This window comes from Halothece sp. PCC 7418 (genome assembly GCF_000317635.1).
Lineage (GTDB): Bacteria > Cyanobacteriota > Cyanobacteriia > Cyanobacteriales > Rubidibacteraceae > Halothece.
In genome coordinates this window covers 3,308,786-3,328,989 of sequence record NC_019779.1, presented here as the reverse complement: position 1 = coordinate 3,328,989, position 20,204 = coordinate 3,308,786, and the positions used below count along the sequence as shown (strand labels likewise).

22 protein-coding genes and 1 pseudogene are annotated in these 20,204 nt (G+C 43.8%); 10 read left to right on the top strand and 13 right to left on the bottom strand.

Annotated features, from left to right (window positions below; translation table 11 throughout):
* Positions 1 to 20: 20 nt before the first annotated feature.
* The gene (locus tag PCC7418_RS15190) at positions 21 to 767 is read right to left on the bottom strand and encodes a 2-phosphosulfolactate phosphatase family protein (protein ID WP_041596726.1); all 747 of its coding nucleotides are present in this window, start codon (positions 765 to 767) and stop codon (positions 21 to 23) included.
* 263 nt (positions 768 to 1,030) lie between these two features.
* The gene (locus PCC7418_RS15185) at positions 1,031 to 1,351 is read right to left on the bottom strand and encodes a hypothetical protein (protein ID WP_216086646.1); all 321 of its coding nucleotides are present in this window, start codon (positions 1,349 to 1,351) and stop codon (positions 1,031 to 1,033) included.
* 466 nt (positions 1,352 to 1,817) lie between these two features.
* Here PCC7418_RS15185 and PCC7418_RS15180 point away from each other — a divergent pair, with 466 nt between their 5' ends.
* Positions 1,818 to 2,144 (top strand): DUF3155 domain-containing protein, encoded by a 327-nt coding sequence (locus PCC7418_RS15180; protein ID WP_015227072.1) that lies wholly within the window; start codon positions 1,818 to 1,820, stop codon positions 2,142 to 2,144.
* Between the two features lie 53 nt (positions 2,145 to 2,197).
* Here the strand turns inward: PCC7418_RS15180 and galE are convergent, their stop codons facing one another.
* Positions 2,198 to 3,241 (bottom strand): UDP-glucose 4-epimerase GalE, encoded by a 1,044-nt coding sequence (gene galE, locus PCC7418_RS15175; protein ID WP_015227071.1) that lies wholly within the window; start codon positions 3,239 to 3,241, stop codon positions 2,198 to 2,200.
* A gap of 110 nt (positions 3,242 to 3,351) precedes the next feature.
* Here galE and PCC7418_RS15170 point away from each other — a divergent pair, with 110 nt between their 5' ends.
* A complete protein-coding gene (locus PCC7418_RS15170) occupies positions 3,352 to 4,290 on the top strand; it encodes an EamA family transporter (protein ID WP_015227070.1) in 939 nt (312 codons plus the stop codon).
* On the opposite strand, the gene PCC7418_RS15165 is transcribed toward PCC7418_RS15170, so the two are convergent.
* From PCC7418_RS15165 to PCC7418_RS15155, 3 genes are all read right to left on the bottom strand, one after another.
* Positions 4,264 to 5,169 (bottom strand): MoxR family ATPase, encoded by a 906-nt coding sequence (locus tag PCC7418_RS15165; RefSeq protein ID WP_015227069.1) that lies wholly within the window; start codon positions 5,167 to 5,169, stop codon positions 4,264 to 4,266. The genes PCC7418_RS15170 and PCC7418_RS15165 overlap by 27 nt on opposite strands.
* Positions 5,166 to 6,104: a bifunctional riboflavin kinase/FAD synthetase gene (locus PCC7418_RS15160; protein WP_015227068.1), complete on the bottom strand. Its 939-nt coding sequence runs from the start codon at positions 6,102 to 6,104 to the stop codon at positions 5,166 to 5,168. The genes PCC7418_RS15165 and PCC7418_RS15160 overlap by 4 nt, the downstream gene beginning before the upstream one ends.
* 114 nt (positions 6,105 to 6,218) lie before the next feature.
* A complete protein-coding gene (locus PCC7418_RS15155) occupies positions 6,219 to 7,016 on the bottom strand; it encodes a response regulator transcription factor (RefSeq protein WP_051030589.1) in 798 nt (265 codons plus the stop codon).
* A 199-nt stretch (positions 7,017 to 7,215) separates the two neighbouring features.
* On the opposite strand from PCC7418_RS15155, the gene PCC7418_RS15150 reads away from it, so the two are divergent.
* The 4 genes from PCC7418_RS15150 (at position 7,216) to PCC7418_RS15135 (ending at position 9,480) form a co-directional block, all read left to right on the top strand.
* Complete coding sequence (locus PCC7418_RS15150; protein ID WP_015227066.1) at positions 7,216 to 7,443, top strand: photosystem II protein, Psb35-related; 228 nt, start codon at positions 7,216 to 7,218, stop codon at positions 7,441 to 7,443.
* 57 nt (positions 7,444 to 7,500) lie between these two features.
* Positions 7,501 to 7,725: a TIGR03643 family protein gene (locus tag PCC7418_RS15145; protein WP_015227065.1), complete on the top strand. Its 225-nt coding sequence runs from the start codon at positions 7,501 to 7,503 to the stop codon at positions 7,723 to 7,725.
* A 160-nt stretch (positions 7,726 to 7,885) separates the two neighbouring features.
* Positions 7,886 to 8,071: a hypothetical protein gene (locus tag PCC7418_RS15140; RefSeq protein WP_015227064.1), complete on the top strand. Its 186-nt coding sequence runs from the start codon at positions 7,886 to 7,888 to the stop codon at positions 8,069 to 8,071.
* Positions 8,072 to 8,163: 92 nt separating this feature from the next.
* On the top strand, positions 8,164 to 9,480 hold the full coding sequence (locus tag PCC7418_RS15135) for a hypothetical protein (protein ID WP_015227063.1): 1,317 nt from the start codon (positions 8,164 to 8,166) through the stop codon (positions 9,478 to 9,480).
* Here the strand turns inward: PCC7418_RS15135 and ctpA are convergent.
* Positions 9,477 to 10,721, bottom strand: coding sequence for a carboxyl-terminal processing protease CtpA (gene ctpA / locus PCC7418_RS15130; RefSeq protein WP_015227062.1), 1,245 nt, complete (start codon positions 10,719 to 10,721; stop codon positions 9,477 to 9,479). The genes PCC7418_RS15135 and ctpA overlap by 4 nt on opposite strands.
* Positions 10,722 to 11,226: 505 nt before the next feature.
* Between ctpA and petB the strand changes: the two genes are divergently transcribed.
* Positions 11,227 to 11,895, top strand: a complete 669-nt coding sequence (gene petB, locus PCC7418_RS15125; RefSeq protein WP_015227061.1) for a cytochrome b6 — start codon at positions 11,227 to 11,229, stop codon at positions 11,893 to 11,895.
* A 53-nt stretch (positions 11,896 to 11,948) separates the two neighbouring features.
* Complete coding sequence (gene petD / locus PCC7418_RS15120) at positions 11,949 to 12,431, top strand: cytochrome b6-f complex subunit IV (protein ID WP_015227060.1); 483 nt, start codon at positions 11,949 to 11,951, stop codon at positions 12,429 to 12,431.
* A gap of 37 nt (positions 12,432 to 12,468) precedes the next feature.
* On the opposite strand, the gene PCC7418_RS15115 is transcribed toward petD, so the two are convergent.
* Positions 12,469 to 13,224 (bottom strand): 16S rRNA (uracil(1498)-N(3))-methyltransferase, encoded by a 756-nt coding sequence (locus PCC7418_RS15115; protein WP_015227059.1) that lies wholly within the window; start codon positions 13,222 to 13,224, stop codon positions 12,469 to 12,471.
* Positions 13,225 to 13,327: 103 nt separating this feature from the next.
* Between PCC7418_RS15115 and PCC7418_RS15110 the strand changes: the two genes are divergently transcribed.
* Positions 13,328 to 14,410 (top strand): Card1-like endonuclease domain-containing protein, encoded by a 1,083-nt coding sequence (locus PCC7418_RS15110; RefSeq protein ID WP_015227058.1) that lies wholly within the window; start codon positions 13,328 to 13,330, stop codon positions 14,408 to 14,410.
* Between the two features lie 245 nt (positions 14,411 to 14,655).
* On the opposite strand, the gene PCC7418_RS15105 is transcribed toward PCC7418_RS15110, so the two are convergent.
* On the bottom strand, positions 14,656 to 15,264 hold the full coding sequence (locus PCC7418_RS15105) for a hypothetical protein (protein WP_015227057.1): 609 nt from the start codon (positions 15,262 to 15,264) through the stop codon (positions 14,656 to 14,658).
* Between the two features lie 499 nt (positions 15,265 to 15,763).
* A pseudogene (locus tag PCC7418_RS19960) lies at positions 15,764 to 16,093 on the bottom strand (zinc ribbon domain-containing protein); the annotation flags it as partial.
* Positions 16,094 to 16,198: 105 nt separating this feature from the next.
* Between PCC7418_RS19960 and PCC7418_RS15095 the strand changes: the two are divergent.
* Positions 16,199 to 16,762 (top strand): DNA-3-methyladenine glycosylase, encoded by a 564-nt coding sequence (locus PCC7418_RS15095; protein ID WP_015227055.1) that lies wholly within the window; start codon positions 16,199 to 16,201, stop codon positions 16,760 to 16,762.
* A 9-nt stretch (positions 16,763 to 16,771) separates the two neighbouring features.
* On the opposite strand, the gene PCC7418_RS15090 is transcribed toward PCC7418_RS15095, so the two are convergent.
* The 3 genes from PCC7418_RS15090 to psb28 form a co-directional block, all read right to left on the bottom strand.
* On the bottom strand, positions 16,772 to 17,728 hold the full coding sequence (locus PCC7418_RS15090; RefSeq protein ID WP_015227054.1) for a universal stress protein: 957 nt from the start codon (positions 17,726 to 17,728) through the stop codon (positions 16,772 to 16,774).
* A 101-nt stretch (positions 17,729 to 17,829) separates the two neighbouring features.
* Entirely contained in the window at positions 17,830 to 19,524 is a 1,695-nt protein-coding gene (locus PCC7418_RS15085) for a BCCT family transporter (protein WP_015227053.1), read from the bottom strand.
* Between the two features lie 310 nt (positions 19,525 to 19,834).
* Positions 19,835 to 20,173, bottom strand: a complete 339-nt coding sequence (gene psb28 / locus PCC7418_RS15080) for a photosystem II reaction center protein Psb28 (protein ID WP_015227052.1) — start codon at positions 20,171 to 20,173, stop codon at positions 19,835 to 19,837.
* Positions 20,174 to 20,204: the final 31 nt, after the last annotated feature.

Genomic DNA, 20,204 nt, shown 5'->3' with positions numbered 1-20,204 from the left:
TTCGCTCGATCGCGCTCAATCTATGTTTTCTCTAAACCCGCAATCAACACACCTGGTTCTTTTTGCGTCGGAATGACTTTTAAGCAGTCTCGTTTGGCACAATAAATTAAGTCATCTTCTCGTTCTAAGCGTAAGAGCCGTTGTCCGTGACTGGAAAAACGGAATAATTCTAAGAGCTTGCTTTGCCATTGGCAATAAAGCGCGATCGCGCCAATGACTTCATCATTCCCAATCACTTCTACTTGATCATGACTGAGATTCCCGAGTAAGGCGTGAGCGATTGCCCCAGCACAAGCTGTGTCTTCTAAGGAATAACTTCCTTGCCACCCTGAGCCAACCAGCCAAACTGTTTCGGGCTGATGCTGCTGTAAATAGTCAATGACTGAGCGATCATTAACAAAGGCAGCCGTAAGGACATGGGGGGCTTTCTCCACTCGTTGTAGAGCCCGCGTGCCATTGGTTGTGCTGAGAAAAAAACGCTTTCCCTGCACTTGTTCTGAGGGACATTCCAAAGGAGAATTTCCTAAATCGCAACCTTCTACTTTCGAGCCACCGCGCTCTCCCGCTCGCAAACGACGGTTACTGTCCCATTGTTCACTTACACTCATTAATTCTTCAATATCACTGAAGGCTTGAACTGCCTCTGCACCAGCCGCTAAAACTGTCGCGATCGTGGTTGTCGCTCGTAACACATCAATCACCACAGCACAGTCTGGGAGATGATCGATTGGTGTTAACTCTGGGGTGTCATAAACAAATAGCTTCACAGTCTTTAATGTTTGCGCAAACGTCACCCTGACAATTTAAGCAGAAAATGTCATCATAGGGTTAACCGTTTTGTAAAGAAGTGTAACAAACCATGGACGATAAAAAGTATTCTTGGAAAGGAAGTCCCAATGCTGGGGCAGTGTTGAGCCTGCTTGCGGTATGCGGCGGAATTGCCGTCTTACTCCTTGGTTTTATTGGTTAATTGTTTTCCAATTGCCTATCTTTGATCTTGATTAGGAGCAGTTGTTCTCTGGGCTGCTCCTTAAGAGTTTTTCGAGGGTTCTGAATCCAACTGTTTGAATTGGTAAAAACGATACAGGGTATAAATATCGAACCATCCTGCAACGAGCGCTAGGGTTAAGCCAATGACAATCACCCCCCTAGAAACTGAGCCCGCGCCAAAAATACTCAAGAATGCTAGCAGTTGATTGAGGCTAACCTCACCAATGCTTTCTAAGCCCGGAAAGTAACTAATGCCGAGCGCGATCGTTAATAACCCTAGGACTAGCATCACAGGAAAAGTAAAGCTAATTACCACGGTTACAACGAAGGAACTTAATAAATTAGAGAGTTGTTTCATCATGATCTCAGAAGTCAAACTTCAAGGGTGTTTGGTTTCTTTATAGAGAAACTACCCACTACCATAGGGGAGTTTACCCAAGTTGAGGGCAAAACGTCAGAAATCTTAAATCTTTATTAAATATCTTGTTGAAGTTGGGTAACAGATGTTGTTCTCTCTAACCAGATCGTTCCCTCATCAGGGTTTCAGCGATCAGGGGAATATTAAACTATATGTATAATTATTGAGTTATCTACGAGAAGACGAGCGTCAATCCCCCAGAGCCTATTATGAAGAATATTTACAATCAATTCATTAAATGTTGCTATTTTTACCAAAAGCATAACTGTCTGTTCCTTATCTAGCAAGGTTTCAAGTTGATTTTACGAGTCAAACCAGAGAACTTGAAAAATTTGCCAGTTCAACCTATAATTGGCACGAATTTTGTAACTGCCATTACATTTATAAATCAAGCTAGGAGGTAACGGACTTGGCAAGAAAACGCAAACGCAAAAGTCGTCGTCGCCAGGAAGGACGGAAAATCCTCTCCTTAGTGCCTCAATATAATATCGAAAGTGGTGAATATAAGCCAGTAACTGCAGCGAGAAAATATATTTCTGCGAAAGGAATTGCTCCTCCTGCTCTCGTCGTAGTCAGACGGAATGAACATACTACGGATCGGTATTTTTGGGCAGAAAAAGGGCTCTTCGGAGCACAATATGTAGAAGAAAATCACTTCCTCTTCCCCAGCCTTAGAATTGTTCAACCTGAGGAAGAGCAAGCTGTTCAAGCTGTTAGTGCCCAAGGTCGGGTTTAGATCAGTCCTGAAAAATACTCAATTATAGAGAGGACAGCTTAACATCTTTCGGCTCAACTTGCAAGCGAGTTGGGTCGATTTGCTTGTTCACCCAGCTTGTCATGCCGTTGTTGATGCCATTGCCAAGCATGACTAATAATATCATTCAAATCGGCGTATTGAGGCTGCCAATTCAAAATTTGACGGGCTTTTTCACTACTCCCCACTAACATTGCAGGATCACCCAGACGACGGTCGGTTTCTTGGACTGTAAAGTCTTTTTCGGTAATTGCTTTTGCCGTTGCAATCATTTCTCGCACGGTAAAACCATTGCCGTTACCGAGGTTAAAAACATCGCTTCCTCCCCCAGCCAGTAAGTATTCTAAGCCTAAAACATGAGCTTGCGCTAAATCGGCAACATGAATATAGTCACGGATGCAGGTGCCATCACGGGTGGGGTAATCTGTACCAAAGATTTTAATGGCATCCCGTTTCCCCAGAGCGGTCAGTAAAATCAGGGGAATGAGATGGGTTTCAGGGTTATGATCTTCTCCCGTTCGCCCTTGCGGATCAGCCCCTGCTGCATTGAAATAACGGAAAATAACCGACTTGAGATTATAGGCGATGTCGAAATCTTGTAAGATCCGCTCCACCATTAACTTGCTTGCGCCATAAGGGTTAATGGGATTTTGGGGATGGGTTTCTGGGATGGGAACGGTTTCAGGAATACCATAAGTGGCGCAGGTGGAAGAAAAAACAAATTTATTAATCCCTGCTTCTTGCATCGCTTCTAATAACGTCAGCGTACCAACGACATTGTTGTGATAATATTTGGCGGGGTTGGTTACCGATTCGCCGACATAAGCATAAGCTGCAAAGTGCATGACGGCAGCAATCTCTCGGGTTTTGAAGATTTCGTTAAGGAGTGCGCGATCGCTGGTATCACCAACAATCAGTTCGGCTTTGAGATTCTTTTCGACAATATCCTGATGTCCGTAAACTAAGTTATCCAGAATGACAACGTTGTAGCCTTTTGCTTGTAAAGCTAGTACAGCATGGGAACCAATATAACCCGCGCCACCAGTAACAAGAATGGTTGAATGAGAAGAGGGAGACATAGCAATAGATAATAGATGGTTAGACTTGCCAGTTGAGCAGTGTTCGGAAAATAACAGAGACCTGCTTTGGGTTTCCTGTTCCAAATCTTACCGTTAGTTGTAAATTTTTTATGGTTGGTATTTTAGTAATGTTGCTTGCAGGGGGCTTTTTGTCGCTGCAAAATGTGATTGTTCGCCTGTTTTTTCAGGGGAATGCAGAAATTGGAGGGATTTTAACCTCTAACTTTGAGCATACAATTCTGTTTCTGCAAACTCGCACGTTTTTTATGATGCTATTTTTGGGTTTGCTTGCATTGCGGATCTATCCCAAAACCTTTACTGAAATTACCCAAGCGCGATCGCGCTTAAAATCGCCCTTACTCAGTGGTACAATTTATTTTTTCACGGTGATCTTACTTTATCTCGCCATTGGTAGTATTCCCGCTGGGATTGCAGTGACTCTTTTTTTTATTCATCCGATTATTGCTATGTTATTGGGCTGGTGGCGCGATCGCGCTCAGCCTAACTTGTTCCGTTGGCTGATTATTGCTGGTGTGACATTGGGTTTAATTTTGGTCACACCCGAATTACAGGGCAATCTTTCCTCACAGTTTACCTTTGGTGTTATTTGCGCTTTCGGGGCTGGTGTGGGCTTTGCGTTATATGCTGTAACCGCTCAAAAGGCTCTCATGCAATTTCATCCCATTTCTTTTTCTCTGATTACGTTTTCTCTACTCTTTCTCTTGGCAAGTCTCACCAGTCTTCTCCTCCAGATTAGGATTTCTCAGCCCCTCTGGTTACCGCTACTGGTTTGGAGTGCTGGCTCAGGCTTGATTACCTTGGGGGGCTTAGTCTTTACCAATTTAGGGATTCGTTTAGTGGGGGCTGCAACTGCCACTCTCGTGGGCTCGATCGAGCCCGCTTTAACGGCCCTCGTTGCTTGGTTCATCCTACAGGAAACCCTAGATCCCAGACAAGTCATTGGGGTGGCGATTGTCACCCTCAGTATTGCTGGGTTGGGAGGGGAAAACCGAAATCCGCCTTCAACTTTCCACAGGAACCGTTCGTAAAATGCGCTCCACAATCATCTTTTCTTTACGTCCTCCTGTTGGAATCAGGCGATGAGATAAAACATAAGGGGCAAGCAATTTCACATCATCGGGGATCGCATAATCTCGTCCTTCCAGAAACGCAAGAGCTTGTGTTGTCCGTTGTAGAGCAACTGTACCCCTCGGGCTCACCCCTAAGCGTACCTCTTCATCTTCTCTAGAAGCTCGCACAAGGTTGAGAATGTACTGCTGTAGGGGGGTTGCAACTTTTACTGCTAACACTTGCTGCTGTAATTCTAAAACGTCTTCTGGAGAAATCGAGGGCTGTAAATCTTTTAAGTCATTCCCCTGAAGCTGTAACATCTGTAATTCTTCCTCGGCACTAGGATAGCCCAAACTTAAAGACAGGGCAAAGCGATCCATTTGTGCTTCTGGCAAGGGGAATGTCCCTTGATATTCAATGGGATTTTGGGTCGCAATAACAAAAAAGGGTTTTTTGACTGGACGAGTTTCGCCATCAATGGTAACTTGTTGTTCTTCCATCACCTCTAATAACGCGGACTGAGTGCGCGGTGTGGCTCGGTTGACTTCATCCGCCAGAAAAATATTGGCAAAAACTGGACCCGGAACAAATTCAAACACTTGATCGCGCTGATTCCAAATATTAGTTCCAGTCACATCAGAGGGAAGCAAATCTGGAGTACACTGAATCCGTTGAAATTTGCCATTAATGGATCGCGCTAGAGATTTGGCAAGAAGGGTTTTTCCAACACCGGGGACATCTTCCAGCAGCAGATGACCGCCACTGAGGAGGGCAACAATTACTAAACGTACAGATGTGTCTTTACCCACGAAAAATTGGGCAATGTTATCGGTCAGTTGTTGGATATAGTCTCTCATGAATTTATCGGTTGGGAGGAGGGATAGGGCAGAAGTTGACGAGCCGTTTCGCAATCTTTATTAATTTGGGCTTTGAGGGCTTCTAAAGATTCAAATTTGGCTTCTGGGCGCAGAAACTGCTTTAATTGTACGCTCAAGCTGTGCTGATACAAGTCTCCTGTCCAATCAAGAAGATGAATTTCAATGGTGGGATGTTGTCCGTTGACGGTGGGACGCATTCCAATATTCATGACTGCGGGATGAGGAGAAAGAAGGGGATAAGTGATACTTGTCACTTCTACGGCATAGACACCATAGCAGGGAATCAGCTTATTGCGAGGAAGGACAAGGTTAGCGGTGGGAAAACCAATGGTGCGTCCCCGTTGTTCGCCAGTGACGACGGTTCCGTTGAGGGTATAGGGTCGTCCTAAGAGTTGCTTGGCGAGTTCAACTTGACCTTGATTAATGGCTTCACGGATGCGAGAACTGCTAATACGTTCTTTTGCCTTAGTTCGTAAGTTGGCAATATTGACCGCGACATGATAGGAGGACGCGATCGCGCGTAAATCTTGGGCACTTCCCTGTCGTTTATAGCCAAAACGAAAATCTTCACCCACACTGATGTAATGGGGATGTAACTGCTCAATTAAAATTTTTTGAACAAACTCTTCCGCACAAAGGGCAGCCAGTTCCTGATTGAAAGGGAGTAAAACCAGTTGTTGAATGCCCAAAGCCTTAAGATGACTAATTTTTTCTTCTAGGGGCGTGAGGAGAGAACAGGGTTGTCCACTAAAATATTCTCGCGGATGGGGATGAAACGTGACCACAGTGGAACGCACCGACTGTTCTAAAACCGGTTGAATGACATTGCGGTGTCCTTGATGAACGCCGTCAAAATTGCCCAGCGCGATCGCGGTTGGCGTTAAAGCCCGTTCTGGCGTTGAGGTAATCCACACAGGAGTTGTTGCTGACTTCCTTTTCAAATCTTCATATTATCGGAAAACCTGAAATCTTGCTACAAGTTCATCGACTGGGGGTTAATTTGCTGAATGCCTCACTCCTAATTTAGTTCAAGACATGGATTCTTGGTTGTGAATGTTAGAAACAGAGACATTGGCTAAAGAACTCTCGTTGATTTGAGCCAACGGAGTTCTTGAACTCCCTTTAATCAAATTTTTTGAACTCAGGGCATCAACATTTAAACGATACCCGACATTACGCACAGTTTGAATCAGCAAGGGCTGACGAGGATTCGTTTCCAGTTTTTTTCGCAACGATAAAATATGGGTGTCAATGGTGCGAGGATTATCAATGGCTTCTGGCCAAGCTCGACGCAGTAATTCTAAGCGAGAGAGAGCTAACCCTTGCGCTTGTGCTAAAACGTACAGTAAGCTAAATTCTTGTGGGGTAAATTCAATTTTTTCCCCTTTTAGATACACTTTACGCTGCGCCAAATTAATTTTCAGTTGCCCATAATCGAGCAATAACGGAACATTAGTCCCTCGAAATCGTCGTGCCAGAGCTTGAACTCGCGCCATAAACTCTCGCATCCCAAAGGGTTTGACTAAATAATCATCTGCTCCTGCTTTTAGCCCAGCGACAATATCAGCTTCATTGTGGCGTGCTGATAACATCAAGATCACGGCCTGGTAATAGCGATGTAACCAGTAGCAAAACTCTAGGCTATCCCCATCTGGTAAGTCTGAATCTAAAACCAGCAAGGTCAGTTCCCCACTATTCAAGTTACTTTTCGCCTGCTGGATACTTCCCGATTGACACACGGAAAACCCAGCTTGCTGCAAATGCCAGCCTAATAGTGACCTGAGATGAGGATTTCCCTCAACAATGTGAATAGAAATGGATTCCACGTTACGCTTTACGACCATTACCTTGGTGAGATCAAAGATAACAAGGGTGAAGTGAAAGTTCCGTAACAAGTTTTACTGGCTTATTTCTCAGCATTTTCCTCCTCCTATCGCTCATTAGCAAATCTATCTTAAAGAAGATACAAATTGTTATAAAAATTTACATAATGGATATATAAGTTAACAAAAGAGGAAAACAACTATGTTTTGGTTAATTGCATTATTTGTCGTCGGTTGGGTAGCGGTTGCTCTGATTGGTACTCAAGCCTATTTCCGTGGCGAACAAACCAAACCCATCCACGAACGTAACTGGCGTTCTGACTCCTTTGAACAGCTTTCAGAGTCTTTCACTGGTCAAGGGGTTGATTACAACGAACGTACTCCTGCTTATGGACTGGATACCTACACCAGCAACAATCTCCCCAGCTAAGTCTGTCCCCTGAGCCTTTTCCCTTAACCTAATCTGTCACTGCTAAAGAAACCTGCGATGAAGCAAAAGCAATTGAGTCCAGAAGAAATCAGCCGTGTTATAGAAATGGCTTGGGAAGATGATGTCCCGTTTGACGCGATCGAGGCTCAATACGGTTTGAACGAAGAGCAAGTTATTGCTTTAATGCGAAGCGAACTCAAGCACTCCAGCTTTAAGATGTGGCGACGGCGAGTCACGGGTCGGAAAAGCAAACACTGGAAGAAAAAGCAAATGCAACCCTAAATTTCTGGGTTGCGCGATCGCGCTGTTAAAAATGATTTGTGGCAACTAATCAGAGCCAGTTCAAAAATTGCCACAATCTTTAGAACATAAACGTTTCTTTCGGTTATATTAAGGGTTTGGAAATATAAATTTACTTTTTGAGTGCTAAAGGCTAACAACCATGTCTAATGCGCTGATGTCTGATTCACCAACCCGTTCTGAAACTCAATCCTCCCAGAATGCCCATGTTGGAAAAATTAAACAATCTCTGATGCAAGCGGATCAACAAGCTAAGTTTCTGCATTTACAAGCAGAAGTGGAATCGCTTTGGCAGCAAGTCAAGCGTTCCCAATTTGGTCATGAATAACTCCCTCTACAGGGTCAGTTTTCTTGCTTTGAATTCGGTTGGGCAATTGCAGAGCCCGTGAGTTAGGTTAGATTTAGAAGTTAATTCATTTTATGTCCGATCGTAATGCTGTTGATGTTCTCATCCTGAGTAACGGGCCAGGAGAACTCTTGACTTGGGTGCGCCCCGTCGTTGCAGCATTACAATCTCAATCGTCTCCAGATCTAGGAATTAGAATTTCTGTGATTCTATCTCCTTGTCCTCACGCTACAGGGCGGGAGGTAGAAGTGGCAAAAGCGATTCCAGGTGTCACACGAGTCCAAGGTGCGGAAGCATTTTTTCCTTTTTTATTAGGGGGAAAGACCGCTGAACACTGGAACTGGTCTAAGCAAGGAATCGTCTTATTCTTAGGGGGAGACCAGTTTTTCCCAGTTGTTATCGGCAAACGACTGGGATATTCCGTCGTCATCTACGCAGAGTGGGAGACACGCTGGCATTCCTGGGTGGATCACTTTGTAGTGATGAACGCCGACTTAATCTCGAAAGCTCCTCAATCTCATCGCCACAAATTTACTACCGTCGGTGACATCATGGCAGATTCGCAAATTGCTCTCAATACAACATCAGCTGACTTAAACCTCGAAACTGGAACCGAACTCATCGGCATTTTACCAGGCTCAAAACGGGCAAAACTGATGCAAGGTGTGCCTTTAACGATCGCGATCGCGCAGACTTTGCAAAAACAGCGTCCTAACTCCCAGTTTATCATTCCGGTTGCGCCAACACTCGATCTAGAAACCCTAGCCCAATATGCTGATCCCAAACAGAATCCCCTCGTGAAAAAACTGGGGGGCGGAAGTGCGCGATTAGTTTTACCAACCCTCCCTCACGAACTCCCTTATTTAGAAACGGAAACTGGGGTCAAAATCTTCCTCTGGACAAAATTCCCAGCTTATGATCTCCTTGCCCAGTGTCATTTGTGCTTCACCACAGTGGGGGCAAATACTGCCGAATTAGGGGCATTAGCAATTCCGATGATTGTCTTACTCCCCACCTATCAACTGGATGCGATGCGTGCTTGGGATGGCATTCCAGGAACGTTAGCGAACCTTCCTCTCCTTGGAGGTAGTTTGGCGAGGCTAATCAATTGGCTCGTTCTACGCAAAAAACGCCTTTTTGCTTGGCCGAATATCTGGGCCCAAGAAGAGATTGTTCCCGAGTTAGTCGGTACTCTTGACCCAGAAGCAGTGGCTAAAATCGCCTTGGAATGGCTAGAGCACCCCAATCAACGCTTAGCGATTCGATCGCGCTTGCAAGCCGTCCGTGGCAAACCGGGAGCGTCGAAAAAAATTGCTGCGATTCTGCTCGAACAACTCCAGCAAACGCGGTCTGCTCACCAAAACCACCAGCGAGTCCCACCACAGACCTAATGTTGGGCAACTAAAGTTTTCTGAGTCAGTAACTTAACCGCCTCCTGATATTGTTCATCCTCTTCTGTTCCCATTTGGGAGAAGGGAATTAAGGATTGGGAGACCGTGTAATCTGGTTCAATACCAGCTTCGTTAATATCGCGATGACTGGGGGTTTCGTACTTGGCAACTGTCACTGCAATCCCCGAGTCATCTGGTAAATCGAAGAGGGATTGAATTAAGCCTTTGCCAAAGGTGGTTTCTCCAACAATTTGAGCGCGATTGTTATCTTGCAATGCTCCCGCTAAAATCTCGCTAGCACTGGCACTGCCTTGATTAACTAGGACAATTAACGGTGCGTCGGTGACAGCACTATCACTTGCTCCGTAACTGCCAATCATACCTTGTCGATTGACGGTGTGGACGACAGTTCCAGAATTGAGCCATAAACGAGCAGTTTCAATCCCGGCTTGCAGCAAACCGCCTGGGTTATTTCGTAAATCGAGAATAAATCCCTGCGCTCCTTGGTTCTCCAGATCAGCCACGGAATGGGCAATTTCTTTGGTTGCATTGGCACTAAATTGAGCCAGACGCAGATAGCCAATGGGGGATTCTCCATTATTATCTAAACGGGCATAAACGGGATTCAGGGAGATTCGATCGCGCACAATATCTATGTCTCGCACGGTTGCGTTTTCTCCCGTTCCCGATTCAACCGTGAGGGTGACATGAGTTCCTACTTTCCCCCGCATCCGAGACGCTGCTTCATCAAGGGAGAGATTTTTCGTACTCACGCCATCAATTTCGAGAACGCGATCGCGCGGTTTCACGCCAGCTTGTTCAGCTGGTGAGCCATCAATGGGAGTCACGACTTCCAATTGTTTCGTTTGGGCGTTAATATCAATTTGTAACCCCACTCCCGAGAGTTCCCCTGAGGTGTTGACCTGTAAACTGCGATACTGCTCTGGTCGTAACAAGCGAGTGAAGGGGTCATCTAAGGTGGCTAGCATTTCTTCAATGGCTTGATAAGTGGCTTCGCGATCGGAAAAGCCCTTCTCAAGGAAGCGTTGGCGGACAAACCACCAATTTTGATTATTAAAAGAATCATCTAAATAAGCCTGATTCACGATCCGCCAGGCTTGTAAAAATATTTTTTCTTCCTCGTTGTAATAAGCAGTTGCATTGGTAGTCCAGCTAAGCCAGGCAATACCAATCACAACGATGACAGTAAAGAGTTTTTGCCAAAAGGTCGATTTGATCATGCTGAGCGTGAAGCGAGTGGGTTGCAGTGTTTCCGTGCGTATTCAGGGCAGTTGCCCTATATGTCCTTGCGTCGGAGAGAGTAAACTCTCCCTCGATACCTTAACTGTTATCTGTCCAGTTACTCCTGATTATTATACTATCGTTATTTCCTCTGCTCCCGAGCTTTCTGGGCATCAGGCAAGTCCTCGGAAAATTCATTTTCTTTTAAGATTAATCCTCATTTTCTTAATATTTTGTAAAGTTTCTCATCAGAATCGGGTCTCTTAGTCAAGGAGTAGAATTTCATCTGAGCCAGTAACACAGGGAACAACAGAGGCTTCTTAACGCTACGGACTTCAAGAATTTATGTTACAGTTCCTTTAGGAAAAAGTAATAATTCCCTTCATCGCCCCCTTCCTCTCCCTCCCATCTTTGATTTTGCTTCAAGGCAAAGGGAGAAAAAAATGTCAAAATTAGCAAGGGGATGCAAAGTAAAAACGTTTTTAGTCTAGGAAGTCTGGCTTCATGTTCACAAAACAAGTAACGGATTCTAAAATTTATCAATGGTTTGACGAGCGTCTGGAAGTCCAGGCGATCTCTGATGACATTGCCAGTAAATATGTTCCGCCTCACGTTAACATTTTTTATTGTCTCGGTGGAATCACTCTCACCTGCTTTTTAATTCAATTTGCAACGGGCTTTGCCATGACGTTTTACTACAAGCCCACCGTTGCTGAGGCATTTTCGTCTGTTCAATATCTGATGACTGAGGTCAACTTCGGCTGGCTCATCCGCTCCATTCACCGTTGGTCAGCAAGTATGATGGTGTTGATGATGATCCTCCATACTTTCCGAGTTTACCTCACTGGTGGCTTCAAAAAGCCTCGTGAGTTGACTTGGATTACAGGAGTTGTCTTAGCCGTCATTACCGTTTCCTTTGGGGTAACGGGTTACTCTCTCCCTTGGGATCAAATCGGTTATTGGGCTGTCAAAATCGTCTCTGGTGTTCCAGAAGCAATTCCTGGGGTGGGTCCTTTGATTGTAGAGTTAATTCGCGGTAGTGCAAGTGTTGGACAAGCCACACTCACCCGATTCTACAGCTTACACACCTTCGTTTTACCCTGGTTTATTGCTGTCTTCATGCTGCTGCACTTCATCATGATTCGTAAGCAAGGGATCTCTGGTCCTTTGTAAAGCGCGACCTGAATGAAGCTGTCTTAATACTGTCAAGAGGAGAACAAATCACAATGTCCACCTTAAAAAAACCTGATTTAAGCGATCCGAAACTGCGGGCGAAGTTAGCCCAAGGCATGGGTCATAACTATTACGGCGAACCCGCTTGGCCGAACGACTTACTCTATACCTTCCCGATTGTAATTTTAGGAACGATTGGGCTCTGTGTTGGTTTAGGCGTTCTCGATCCTGCGATGAGCGGTGAACCAGCTGATCCGTTTGCGACACCGTTAGAAATTCTCCCTGAGTGGTATTTCTATCCTGTGTTCCAAATTTTACGGATTGTTCCCAACAAGCTGTTAGGAATTGCTGCTATGGCTTCGATTCCTCTCGGCTTAATGTTAGTTCCTTTTATCGAAAATGTGAATAAGTTCCAAAATCCCTTCCGTCGTCCAGTTGCAACGGCTGTTTTCTTATTCGGGACAGTGGTTACGCTCTGGCTTGGAATTGGTGCAACTTATCCTTTAGATGAATCTTTAACCTTAGGCTTGTTCTAATTCATCTCTGGTTGAAATCAGAATCCTCCCTTCTTGGCTAAGGGGGGTTTTTTTGATCCCATAAATCTGGAGATATAGTTTCAGAACAAGTTGCCACTAGACTGATGGCAGTAATAGAAGCTGTTACCGACCGTAAAACGCGCCTTCCGAGGGAAACCAGTTTGAACTGAGCCTCTTGGGCTGCGAGAATTTCTGCTTCAGTCCATCCCCCTTCACAACCGGTTGCAATGACAACTGAATCCCCCCAAGCTGGTTGATCGGATAATAACACGGTACTCAACAAAGGAACAGGATGGCGGGCGGTACAGAAGTAACAATGGGCGGAACAAGAACTGTAATGCTTGAGGGCACTGGATAGGGTCATCGGTTGCACAATTGTAGGTACGATCGCGCGTTCCGATTGTTCGGCTGCTTCTTGTGCAATTCGTTGCCAACGGGTTAACTTATTAGCACTGGGGTTTAGTACTGTGCGTTCACTCAAAATGGGGACGATGGTTGTAACACCAATTTCGGTACAACAACGGACAATTTCATCAACCCCTTGCTTGGGTAAAGAGACGAATAGGGTGACGTTGATGGGAAGTTCAGTCTGAATCTCAATGGGGGCGATGATTTCCGCGTTCTCTTGGCTTAATTGAACGATCCAAGCGCTGCCATGACCAGTCATGGCGATCGCGCGATCGCCGATCGCTAATCGTAACACCCGCCGTAAATAATGGATTTGAGCAGCATTTAACTGAATAACATTCCCTTGCTGCTGTTCAACTTCAATGACAAACCGTTGATACTGCACGCCCTTTTCACCCTTTATATACCGTCATTTAGATGATCATCTCTGACCCAGAGAGGGAGTCACTCTTCATTTTGCGCCTATTTTGCCACTATAAGGACAGAGCATGAATTCAAAAGTTGCTAACTTTCTTATCTTGCCCACTTTAACCTTAAGTTGCGGAATTTTAGTTACCATTTTATTTCCTAATCGTGGAAAAATTGCTGTCCTCATTGGAAGTACAACCGGTTCTCTCATTGGTACTTATTCCCTGACCCGTCAACAAGTTAACCAACGCTTAACATCAGAACCAACGACGGTTGACTCACCACAAGAACGGTTACAATTTCTGCAACAACAAGTGTATTTGTTTCAGCAACATTTACAGGAACTTGCCCAAGATTTAAGAGAAAATCAAACCGCCGTTTCTGCTTTATCTCCATCGGAAACCGAACCTGAGGCAAGGGAAACGATGGCAGATGATCAAGTTGTTATTAATTGGCTCATTAATCAAGGAATTACCGTGCAAAACTATCATATTCCTGATGAAAATGAAGAGATCTTTAATAAACTCGCGACTTATTTAGGGGATAAGTATTCTGATTTAAGTTATTTTTACATCCAGTTAAAACGCAGTTTTTCTAAAGGGCAAAATTTATCAGTTAACTTAGCCTCTCGCAGTAAAACTGAAATTACTTACACCACCCAATTTTGTAACCGCATGAGCGATTATGCTTTCTTATCATCTTACCAGTATGACCGCAAAAATAAAATGCTCTATGCCTCTCCCCAAAAGAAAGGGTTGGTGATTAATTTTATTACTGGTGGATGGTTTGAGCGGTTTGTTTATTTAAGTCTCTGTCAGTTACTACAAGAAAATGACCAAGTTTATCAGAGTATATTAAATCCGCAAATTGTTTTGCAAAATGGCGAAGATTTTGAGTTAGATATTTTATTTCTAGTAAAAAATAAACCGTTTTGGATTGAGTGCAAAACTGGCGATTACCAAAATCATGTTATGAAATATTCTAGGATGCGCAGTGTTTTATCAATTCCTAAAGAATGCTCATTGTTAGTGATTTTAGGAATCCGTGAGCAATTAACACAAGAACTCACCACCTTACATGATATCTATGTTGCTAATGAAAATAATTTTTTAGCGATCGCTGAAAACCTGATTTTTGGCAATGACGAAATTCACCATAATTAGGGTCTGCTGAAAAAGTCAGAGATTACGCCTTCCTAGTGGCGGATAGGGATGTGGCTGCTGCTTGTGTGCTACGAAATCGAGGAATCGAAAATATCAATCGTACCGTCGGACGCATCGGGAAGCAAAACGCCTAGGCAATCGGGCTGTCGGGAGACTGGAATCCCAGTCTTAGATCAGTGGTGCAATCCCATTCGGATGAATAACTAGGAAGCCCCCCTTATAAAGAAGTTTAGCGGGGGAGGATGTCACTGCCAACCCAGACTTACCCAAACGCTTCCCTCTACTAATCCTTTGGATGTAGTAGGGGCATCCTCGCCACGTATGTTGAAATCAGCCTTATTCTTAACCTCTCTGTATTTTTGATAAGGATTTCGATCTAACCCATCGCAATCACTCTCACCAATCAAATATTCTAAGGTATCTTTTATGCGCTTTCGGGTCAGACAAGACAAATACTGATGAGGTTGATTATGAACTGCTGGAATCAGTATCCAATAAGCATCAGGCTTTTTACCATACACTCCTTTGACAAAGGATAACAAGGAATGAGGGGGATTTGGATAAGAAATTCCCATTTCAGTTTTCTCGTAATGGGGAAGAAAATGTTTAATCATTATTTCCGAGTCCATATCATGAGAAACCTGATATGAACTAATAAAAATAACCATTCTGGCTTTGATAACTAGAGAAGCAAGACGAGAGGATAATTTATAGACGCTCAGAGCTTGAATATACTTGTAATTCTTCTTTTTTAGGACTTCTGCAACTTTGTACCCTGCGCCTTGATCTGCCTTGCTTGTATCTCCATAGCCAATCACTAAAAGTGGGATTTCTGGTGAGGAAGAATAATTCATGGTTAATTAAGACACACAGGTCTTAACAGCATTTCTTAGCTCTAGATTATATATTGTTTTGAGAAATGATGCAATAAAAAAAGTTAGTATTACTTCAATCTAAACTATCTAAAAACCTAATCTCCTTCTAGTTTTAATTATGCTTGTTTTCAAACTCAAATATAGACTAGAAAGGGTTGATAAAATTGATATAAAACACATTTTCCTAACAGATTTAGGACAGAGTTGTGATGATATAAAAACGACTGCTTATGGTCAAGATTCGGGAGTTACAAAAAAAAGCTCACTGGTTCAAGGTAATCATAGACAAGCTAAAACCCCTTGATACCCAATCTAAATTCGTTTAGATAGTCAGACCTTTGATTCCAATTGTGAAACCTCTCTCTTTACTTTGTCGCCTTCTCTCATGGAAGGAGTAATATCAAAATCAGGAGCGATGCTAACTTGATTTGTTTCGACTATTTAACGAGTTGACATTCCGCATGGCTACGCTACGCGCTTAGCCGTGGGATTCTTCATTCTGCGACTTCACTTGCTCAGACAAGACTTGTGAGGACACGGATGCGGAACTTGGTTCCGCATCGTGAGATGTCCGTCCAGCCTGAGTAGAGGTGATGTCTCCTGAAGCGTTTAGGGAGTCTAACCCCCAAGTTCCCGTATGCCCTACGGTACTTAATCCTTTTTTTAAGATGTTGATGGCTGCGTTTTCATCTCGATCTAACTGACATCCACATTTACAGGTATGAGTTCGAGTTGATAGAGACTTCTTAACAATCCGCCCACAGTTAGAACATTCCTGACTGGTATATTGAGGAGGGACTGCCACTGTATATCCCACGGCTAAAAGCACGTGGGCGCGTGCGGCGACTTCTGTAATGATATCAAGGATAAAGTAACACTAAATATTTGCAAACAGTACACAAAGCGGAGAGATATGAATACTAAGTCTAACCTCTATATAATCCCCCCAACCTTTTTTCAGCAGTCTGCAATAACGGTCGCGAGACAACTGCTTGGCAAACAGTTAGTGCGACAACATGAAGATTATTCAATGACTCGTCTTCTGATTCAAGAAGTGGAAGCATACGATGGGGTACAGGACTTAGCTAACCATGCAGCAAAAGGAAAACGTACTCCCAGAAACGAAATTATGTTTGCCCTCGGAGGCTACTTTTACCTCTATTGGTGTTATGGAATCCATCTGATGCTCAACGTGGTGTGTGACCAGATAGACTATCCTGCTGCGGTTTTAATTCGAGGGGCGGGTGAAATTAATGGTCCTGGGAAACTAACAAAGTTTTTGCAGCTAGAGAAAACGCTTAATGGGAAGCCAGTGTTTCCTGACAATGGACTGTGGTTTGTGGATACTGGCGTTGAGACGAAACCATCAGAAATTATGGCAACCCCCCGCATTGGTATCAGCAAAAAGGCGGGTGAATGGCGCGATCAACCCTTACGCTTTGTCTGGAAGACTCAAGCCACCTCAGGAAAGGGCTGATCACTAAAATTAAGCAAAATTTCTTACAGGAACTTCGCTAGTGTGAACAATCAGCATCGGACGGGCTAAACGATTGAGTAAACCCGAGGCAACACTACCATATAAGAATTGTTCCAAACCAGCTTTTGCCTGACTGGTCATCGCAATTAAATCCGCATCACTCTTCTCAGCAACAGCAACAATGCTATCAATGGGACGACCATAGAGGAGATTCACTTCTACATCATAGCCATGCTCTTGGAATTGATTGCGCCAGTTCAAAAGATAATTTTTTGCTGCTTTAATGCGATCTAATTCCTGATGTTTCCCCAATTGACTTAATAAGTGTTCGGGTACAATCTCTTCTTTGATTTCTTTCTCTAAATTGACAAAAGCAGCCTTATGATTCGTACTTCTGACCACTCGCACTAAAATAATTTTTGCCTCATACATTTGTGCAATATGCTGGACATGAGGAATAATTTGCTCCGCTTCCTTTGACCCATCAACGGGAACAAGAATGCGATTATTAGTTTTTAAGTTACTGTTGACATCAGGATTTCCCACTAAAATAGGGCAGGGAGCGCAATTTAAAAGTGCAGCACTGACGCTGCCATAAAGTGCTTTCTTGAGACCCGACCGACCTTGATTGGTAATTGCCAACAGATCCATATCCATTTCATTAATTGCATGGACAATGGCATCAACAGCAACCCCTCGTAGTAGTAGAATTTCTGAGCTTAAGCCTTCTTCAGTAAACTGATCTTGCCAACTTTTGAGATAAGTTTTAGCGTGATCTAACTTTTGGGGCTTAAAGGTAATTTCCTGTTCTTGCTCAAAGTTAACAATGCCACTACGGGTGGCTGGTTCAATGACTTGGGCAAAAAATACCGTTGCTTCATCATGTTTAGCTAAGTTCTTGACATGAGGAATAATTGCTTCTGCCGTTTTCGAGCCATCCAGTGGCACAAGGATTTTACGATACATAATACTTCTCAGGTTCTTTCATAGAGTAATTGACGACATCAATGAAATGAAGAAATGATGACTCTTGTGGAAGAGAGCCATCAAATCAATACATCACATCATTATTCATCTTGGGCAAATCGCGCTTCTTGACGAGAAGCCATAATTGCAGCAATTTTTTCTTCTCGTTTGGCTTCAGCATCTCGCAGTTCTGCCATTTCTAGTTCTTGTAGTTCTTGCGAGAGCCCTTGATTCAAGCTGTAACACATGATGAGCAATACAATTGCAAAAGGTAAACCTGTTGTAATCGCAGCCGTCTGTAAAGCCGTTAAGCCACCGCCAAGGAGTAAAACCGCAGCAACCACACCTTCCATCACAGCCCAAAACACTCGCTGTGGTACAGGAGAATCCAGTTTTCCCCCTGAAGTCAAATTATCAACAACCAGCGAGCCTGAGTCAGAGGAAGTGACAAAGAAGATGGTCACCAGTAAAATTCCCACAATGGAGCTTAGTGCCGTTAAGGGGAAGTTATCCAACATCACAAACATAGCTGTGGCAACGTTTTCTTGCACCGCAGCAGCAATATCTCCTGCATTGGTTAACTGAAGATTTAAGGCTGCTCCGCCCATTGTTGACAGCCAGAGAAAAGACAGAAGCGTGGGTGCAATCAGAACGCCCATCACAAATTCACGAATGGTACGACCTCTGGAAACACGGGCGATAAACATTCCCACAAACGGAGACCAGGAAATCCACCAACCCCAATAAAAGACCGTCCAACTATTTTGCCAGGTGCTTTCTTCTCCTGATCCAAAGGATTCAGTCCAGAAACTGAGCATGGGGAAACGAGCAACGTAATTCCCAATATTTTGGACAAAGGTATCGAAAATAAAGAGCGTTGGCCCTAAAACGAGGACAAACACCATAAAAGTAGCAGCAAGATACAAATTCCACTCACTGAGGCGACGCACCCCACCATCTAAACCAGCAACAACAGATAAAGTAGCAAAGCCTGTAATAATTGCAATTAAGGTGACTTGGGTAATTACGCCTTCATTGATTGCTGGAATGAGAAAACTTAAACCAGCTGCAACTTGCTGTACCCCTAAACCGAGGGAGGTGGCTAAACCAAATAAGTCAGCAACAACGGCAAGAATGTCAATGACGTGACCAGGCCATTCATAAATTCTTTCACCGAGGAGGGGATAAAATACAGAGCGCATTGTGAGGGGGAGTCCTCGATTAAAGGCGAAAAACGCGAGTCCTAGTCCCACTAAGGCATAGAGTCCCCAAGGATGAAGCCCCCAGTGATAAAACGTAATCGTCATTGCGGTTTCCGCAGCATCAGGAGTTCCAGCTTCCGAGCCAAAAATGGGAGGGGGGCCAATAAAGTGGAACATGGGTTCTCCCACACTCCAAAACATTAGACCAATCCCCATTCCTGCACTGAGGAGCATCGCAAACCAAGCAAAGGTGGAAAATTCAGGTTTTGCATCTTGTCCCCCGAGACGGATTCTGCCAAATTTACTAAAGGCAAAAATTAAGACCACGCCAAGGAAGATGTTTGCAGCGAGGATATAAAACCAACCGCCATAGGTGGCAATGCTGTTGAGAGTCGCGTTAAAAACCGAGGAGGCTTGCTCTTTAAAAGTTAAAGTGAGGATAATGAATAAGAGTACCAAACCCCCAGAGATGGGTGCGACTTGGGGATGAAGATCAAATCCCCATTTTTGGAAGTTGGTATCACCAGGATAACGTTCTGGTTGTTCTTCCAGAAGTTCCTCTTCAAAGTCTGGACGTTTTGATTGTTTAACCATAAAATATTTTCTTTGAAAAGAGTTTTTTACAAGAGATTCAAAGATCGTCCTAATCGACTCCCCTAATGGGAAGAGTTGAATTTTTTTAAGAGCAGGACAGATCCATTTTAAAACTTGCCATTTTAGTCAGTTATAGCGAAAAACTGTTTTTAATACCAGCCTCTTGTGAGCTATTCCCGACGCTGACCGTAACAGAAGGCGAGGATTTCGCCTGGGAAAGCCTCTGGAGAAGAATCTCGCAAAAAAGGCGAGGAAAAATCCCCCTCGCCACTGTAATCATTTACCGAGATGTTAGTGAACTCAAATTAAGTTAAGATTTACTAAATTCTAAGCCATTTTCTTCTGCATATCGTTCCATAAAGCGCATAAAGCGATCCCATTCTTCTTCTGATTTCATGTAATGCACCGCTTCTAGTGCTGTGGGCTGTCCATTAACAAATTTACCTTTCACATCTTGAGTAGAAATAATCCCCTCATCATCAATCAGGTACATTCCTGTAATTTCTTGGGTACTTTCTGCATCTAAAACTTTTGGCTGCTCAAAGCGAAAGGTTGCAGTTCCGCTATTACCGTCGCGAGAGCGGGTTAAACGAACATCAGGTATAGTTTCTTCATCAATGCCTCGTGAAAATTGAATCGTTGCTGTCATTTTTTCTTTTAGTTTCCTTTAATGTAATATC

Excerpts from the sequence above, each read along its gene's own strand:
- psb28 (WP_015227052.1), bottom strand. The coding sequence starts at position 20,173 with ATGACAGCAACGATTCAATTTTCACGAGGCATTGATGAAGAAACTATA.
- galE (WP_015227071.1), bottom strand. The coding sequence starts at position 3,241 with ATGTCTCCCTCTTCTCATTCAACCATTCTTGTTACTGGTGGCGCGGGT.
- petD (WP_015227060.1), top strand. The coding sequence starts at position 11,949 with ATGTCCACCTTAAAAAAACCTGATTTAAGCGATCCGAAACTGCGGGCG.
- PCC7418_RS15150 (WP_015227066.1), top strand. The coding sequence starts at position 7,216 with ATGTTTTGGTTAATTGCATTATTTGTCGTCGGTTGGGTAGCGGTTGCT.
- PCC7418_RS15135 (WP_015227063.1), top strand. The coding sequence starts at position 8,164 with ATGTCCGATCGTAATGCTGTTGATGTTCTCATCCTGAGTAACGGGCCA.
- PCC7418_RS15105 (WP_015227057.1), bottom strand. The coding sequence starts at position 15,264 with ATGAATTATTCTTCCTCACCAGAAATCCCACTTTTAGTGATTGGCTAT.
- PCC7418_RS15090 (WP_015227054.1), bottom strand. The coding sequence starts at position 17,728 with ATGTATCGTAAAATCCTTGTGCCACTGGATGGCTCGAAAACGGCAGAA.
- PCC7418_RS15185 (WP_216086646.1), bottom strand. The coding sequence starts at position 1,351 with ATGATGAAACAACTCTCTAATTTATTAAGTTCCTTCGTTGTAACCGTG.
- ctpA (WP_015227062.1), bottom strand. The coding sequence starts at position 10,721 with ATGATCAAATCGACCTTTTGGCAAAAACTCTTTACTGTCATCGTTGTG.
- PCC7418_RS15085 (WP_015227053.1), bottom strand. The coding sequence starts at position 19,524 with ATGGTTAAACAATCAAAACGTCCAGACTTTGAAGAGGAACTTCTGGAA.
- PCC7418_RS15095 (WP_015227055.1), top strand. The coding sequence starts at position 16,199 with ATGAATACTAAGTCTAACCTCTATATAATCCCCCCAACCTTTTTTCAG.
- PCC7418_RS15140 (WP_015227064.1), top strand. The coding sequence starts at position 7,886 with ATGTCTAATGCGCTGATGTCTGATTCACCAACCCGTTCTGAAACTCAA.
- PCC7418_RS15145 (WP_015227065.1), top strand. The coding sequence starts at position 7,501 with ATGAAGCAAAAGCAATTGAGTCCAGAAGAAATCAGCCGTGTTATAGAA.
- PCC7418_RS15110 (WP_015227058.1), top strand. The coding sequence starts at position 13,328 with ATGAATTCAAAAGTTGCTAACTTTCTTATCTTGCCCACTTTAACCTTA.
- petB (WP_015227061.1), top strand. The coding sequence starts at position 11,227 with ATGTTCACAAAACAAGTAACGGATTCTAAAATTTATCAATGGTTTGAC.
- PCC7418_RS15170 (WP_015227070.1), top strand. The coding sequence starts at position 3,352 with ATGGTTGGTATTTTAGTAATGTTGCTTGCAGGGGGCTTTTTGTCGCTG.
- PCC7418_RS15165 (WP_015227069.1), bottom strand. The coding sequence starts at position 5,169 with ATGAGAGACTATATCCAACAACTGACCGATAACATTGCCCAATTTTTC.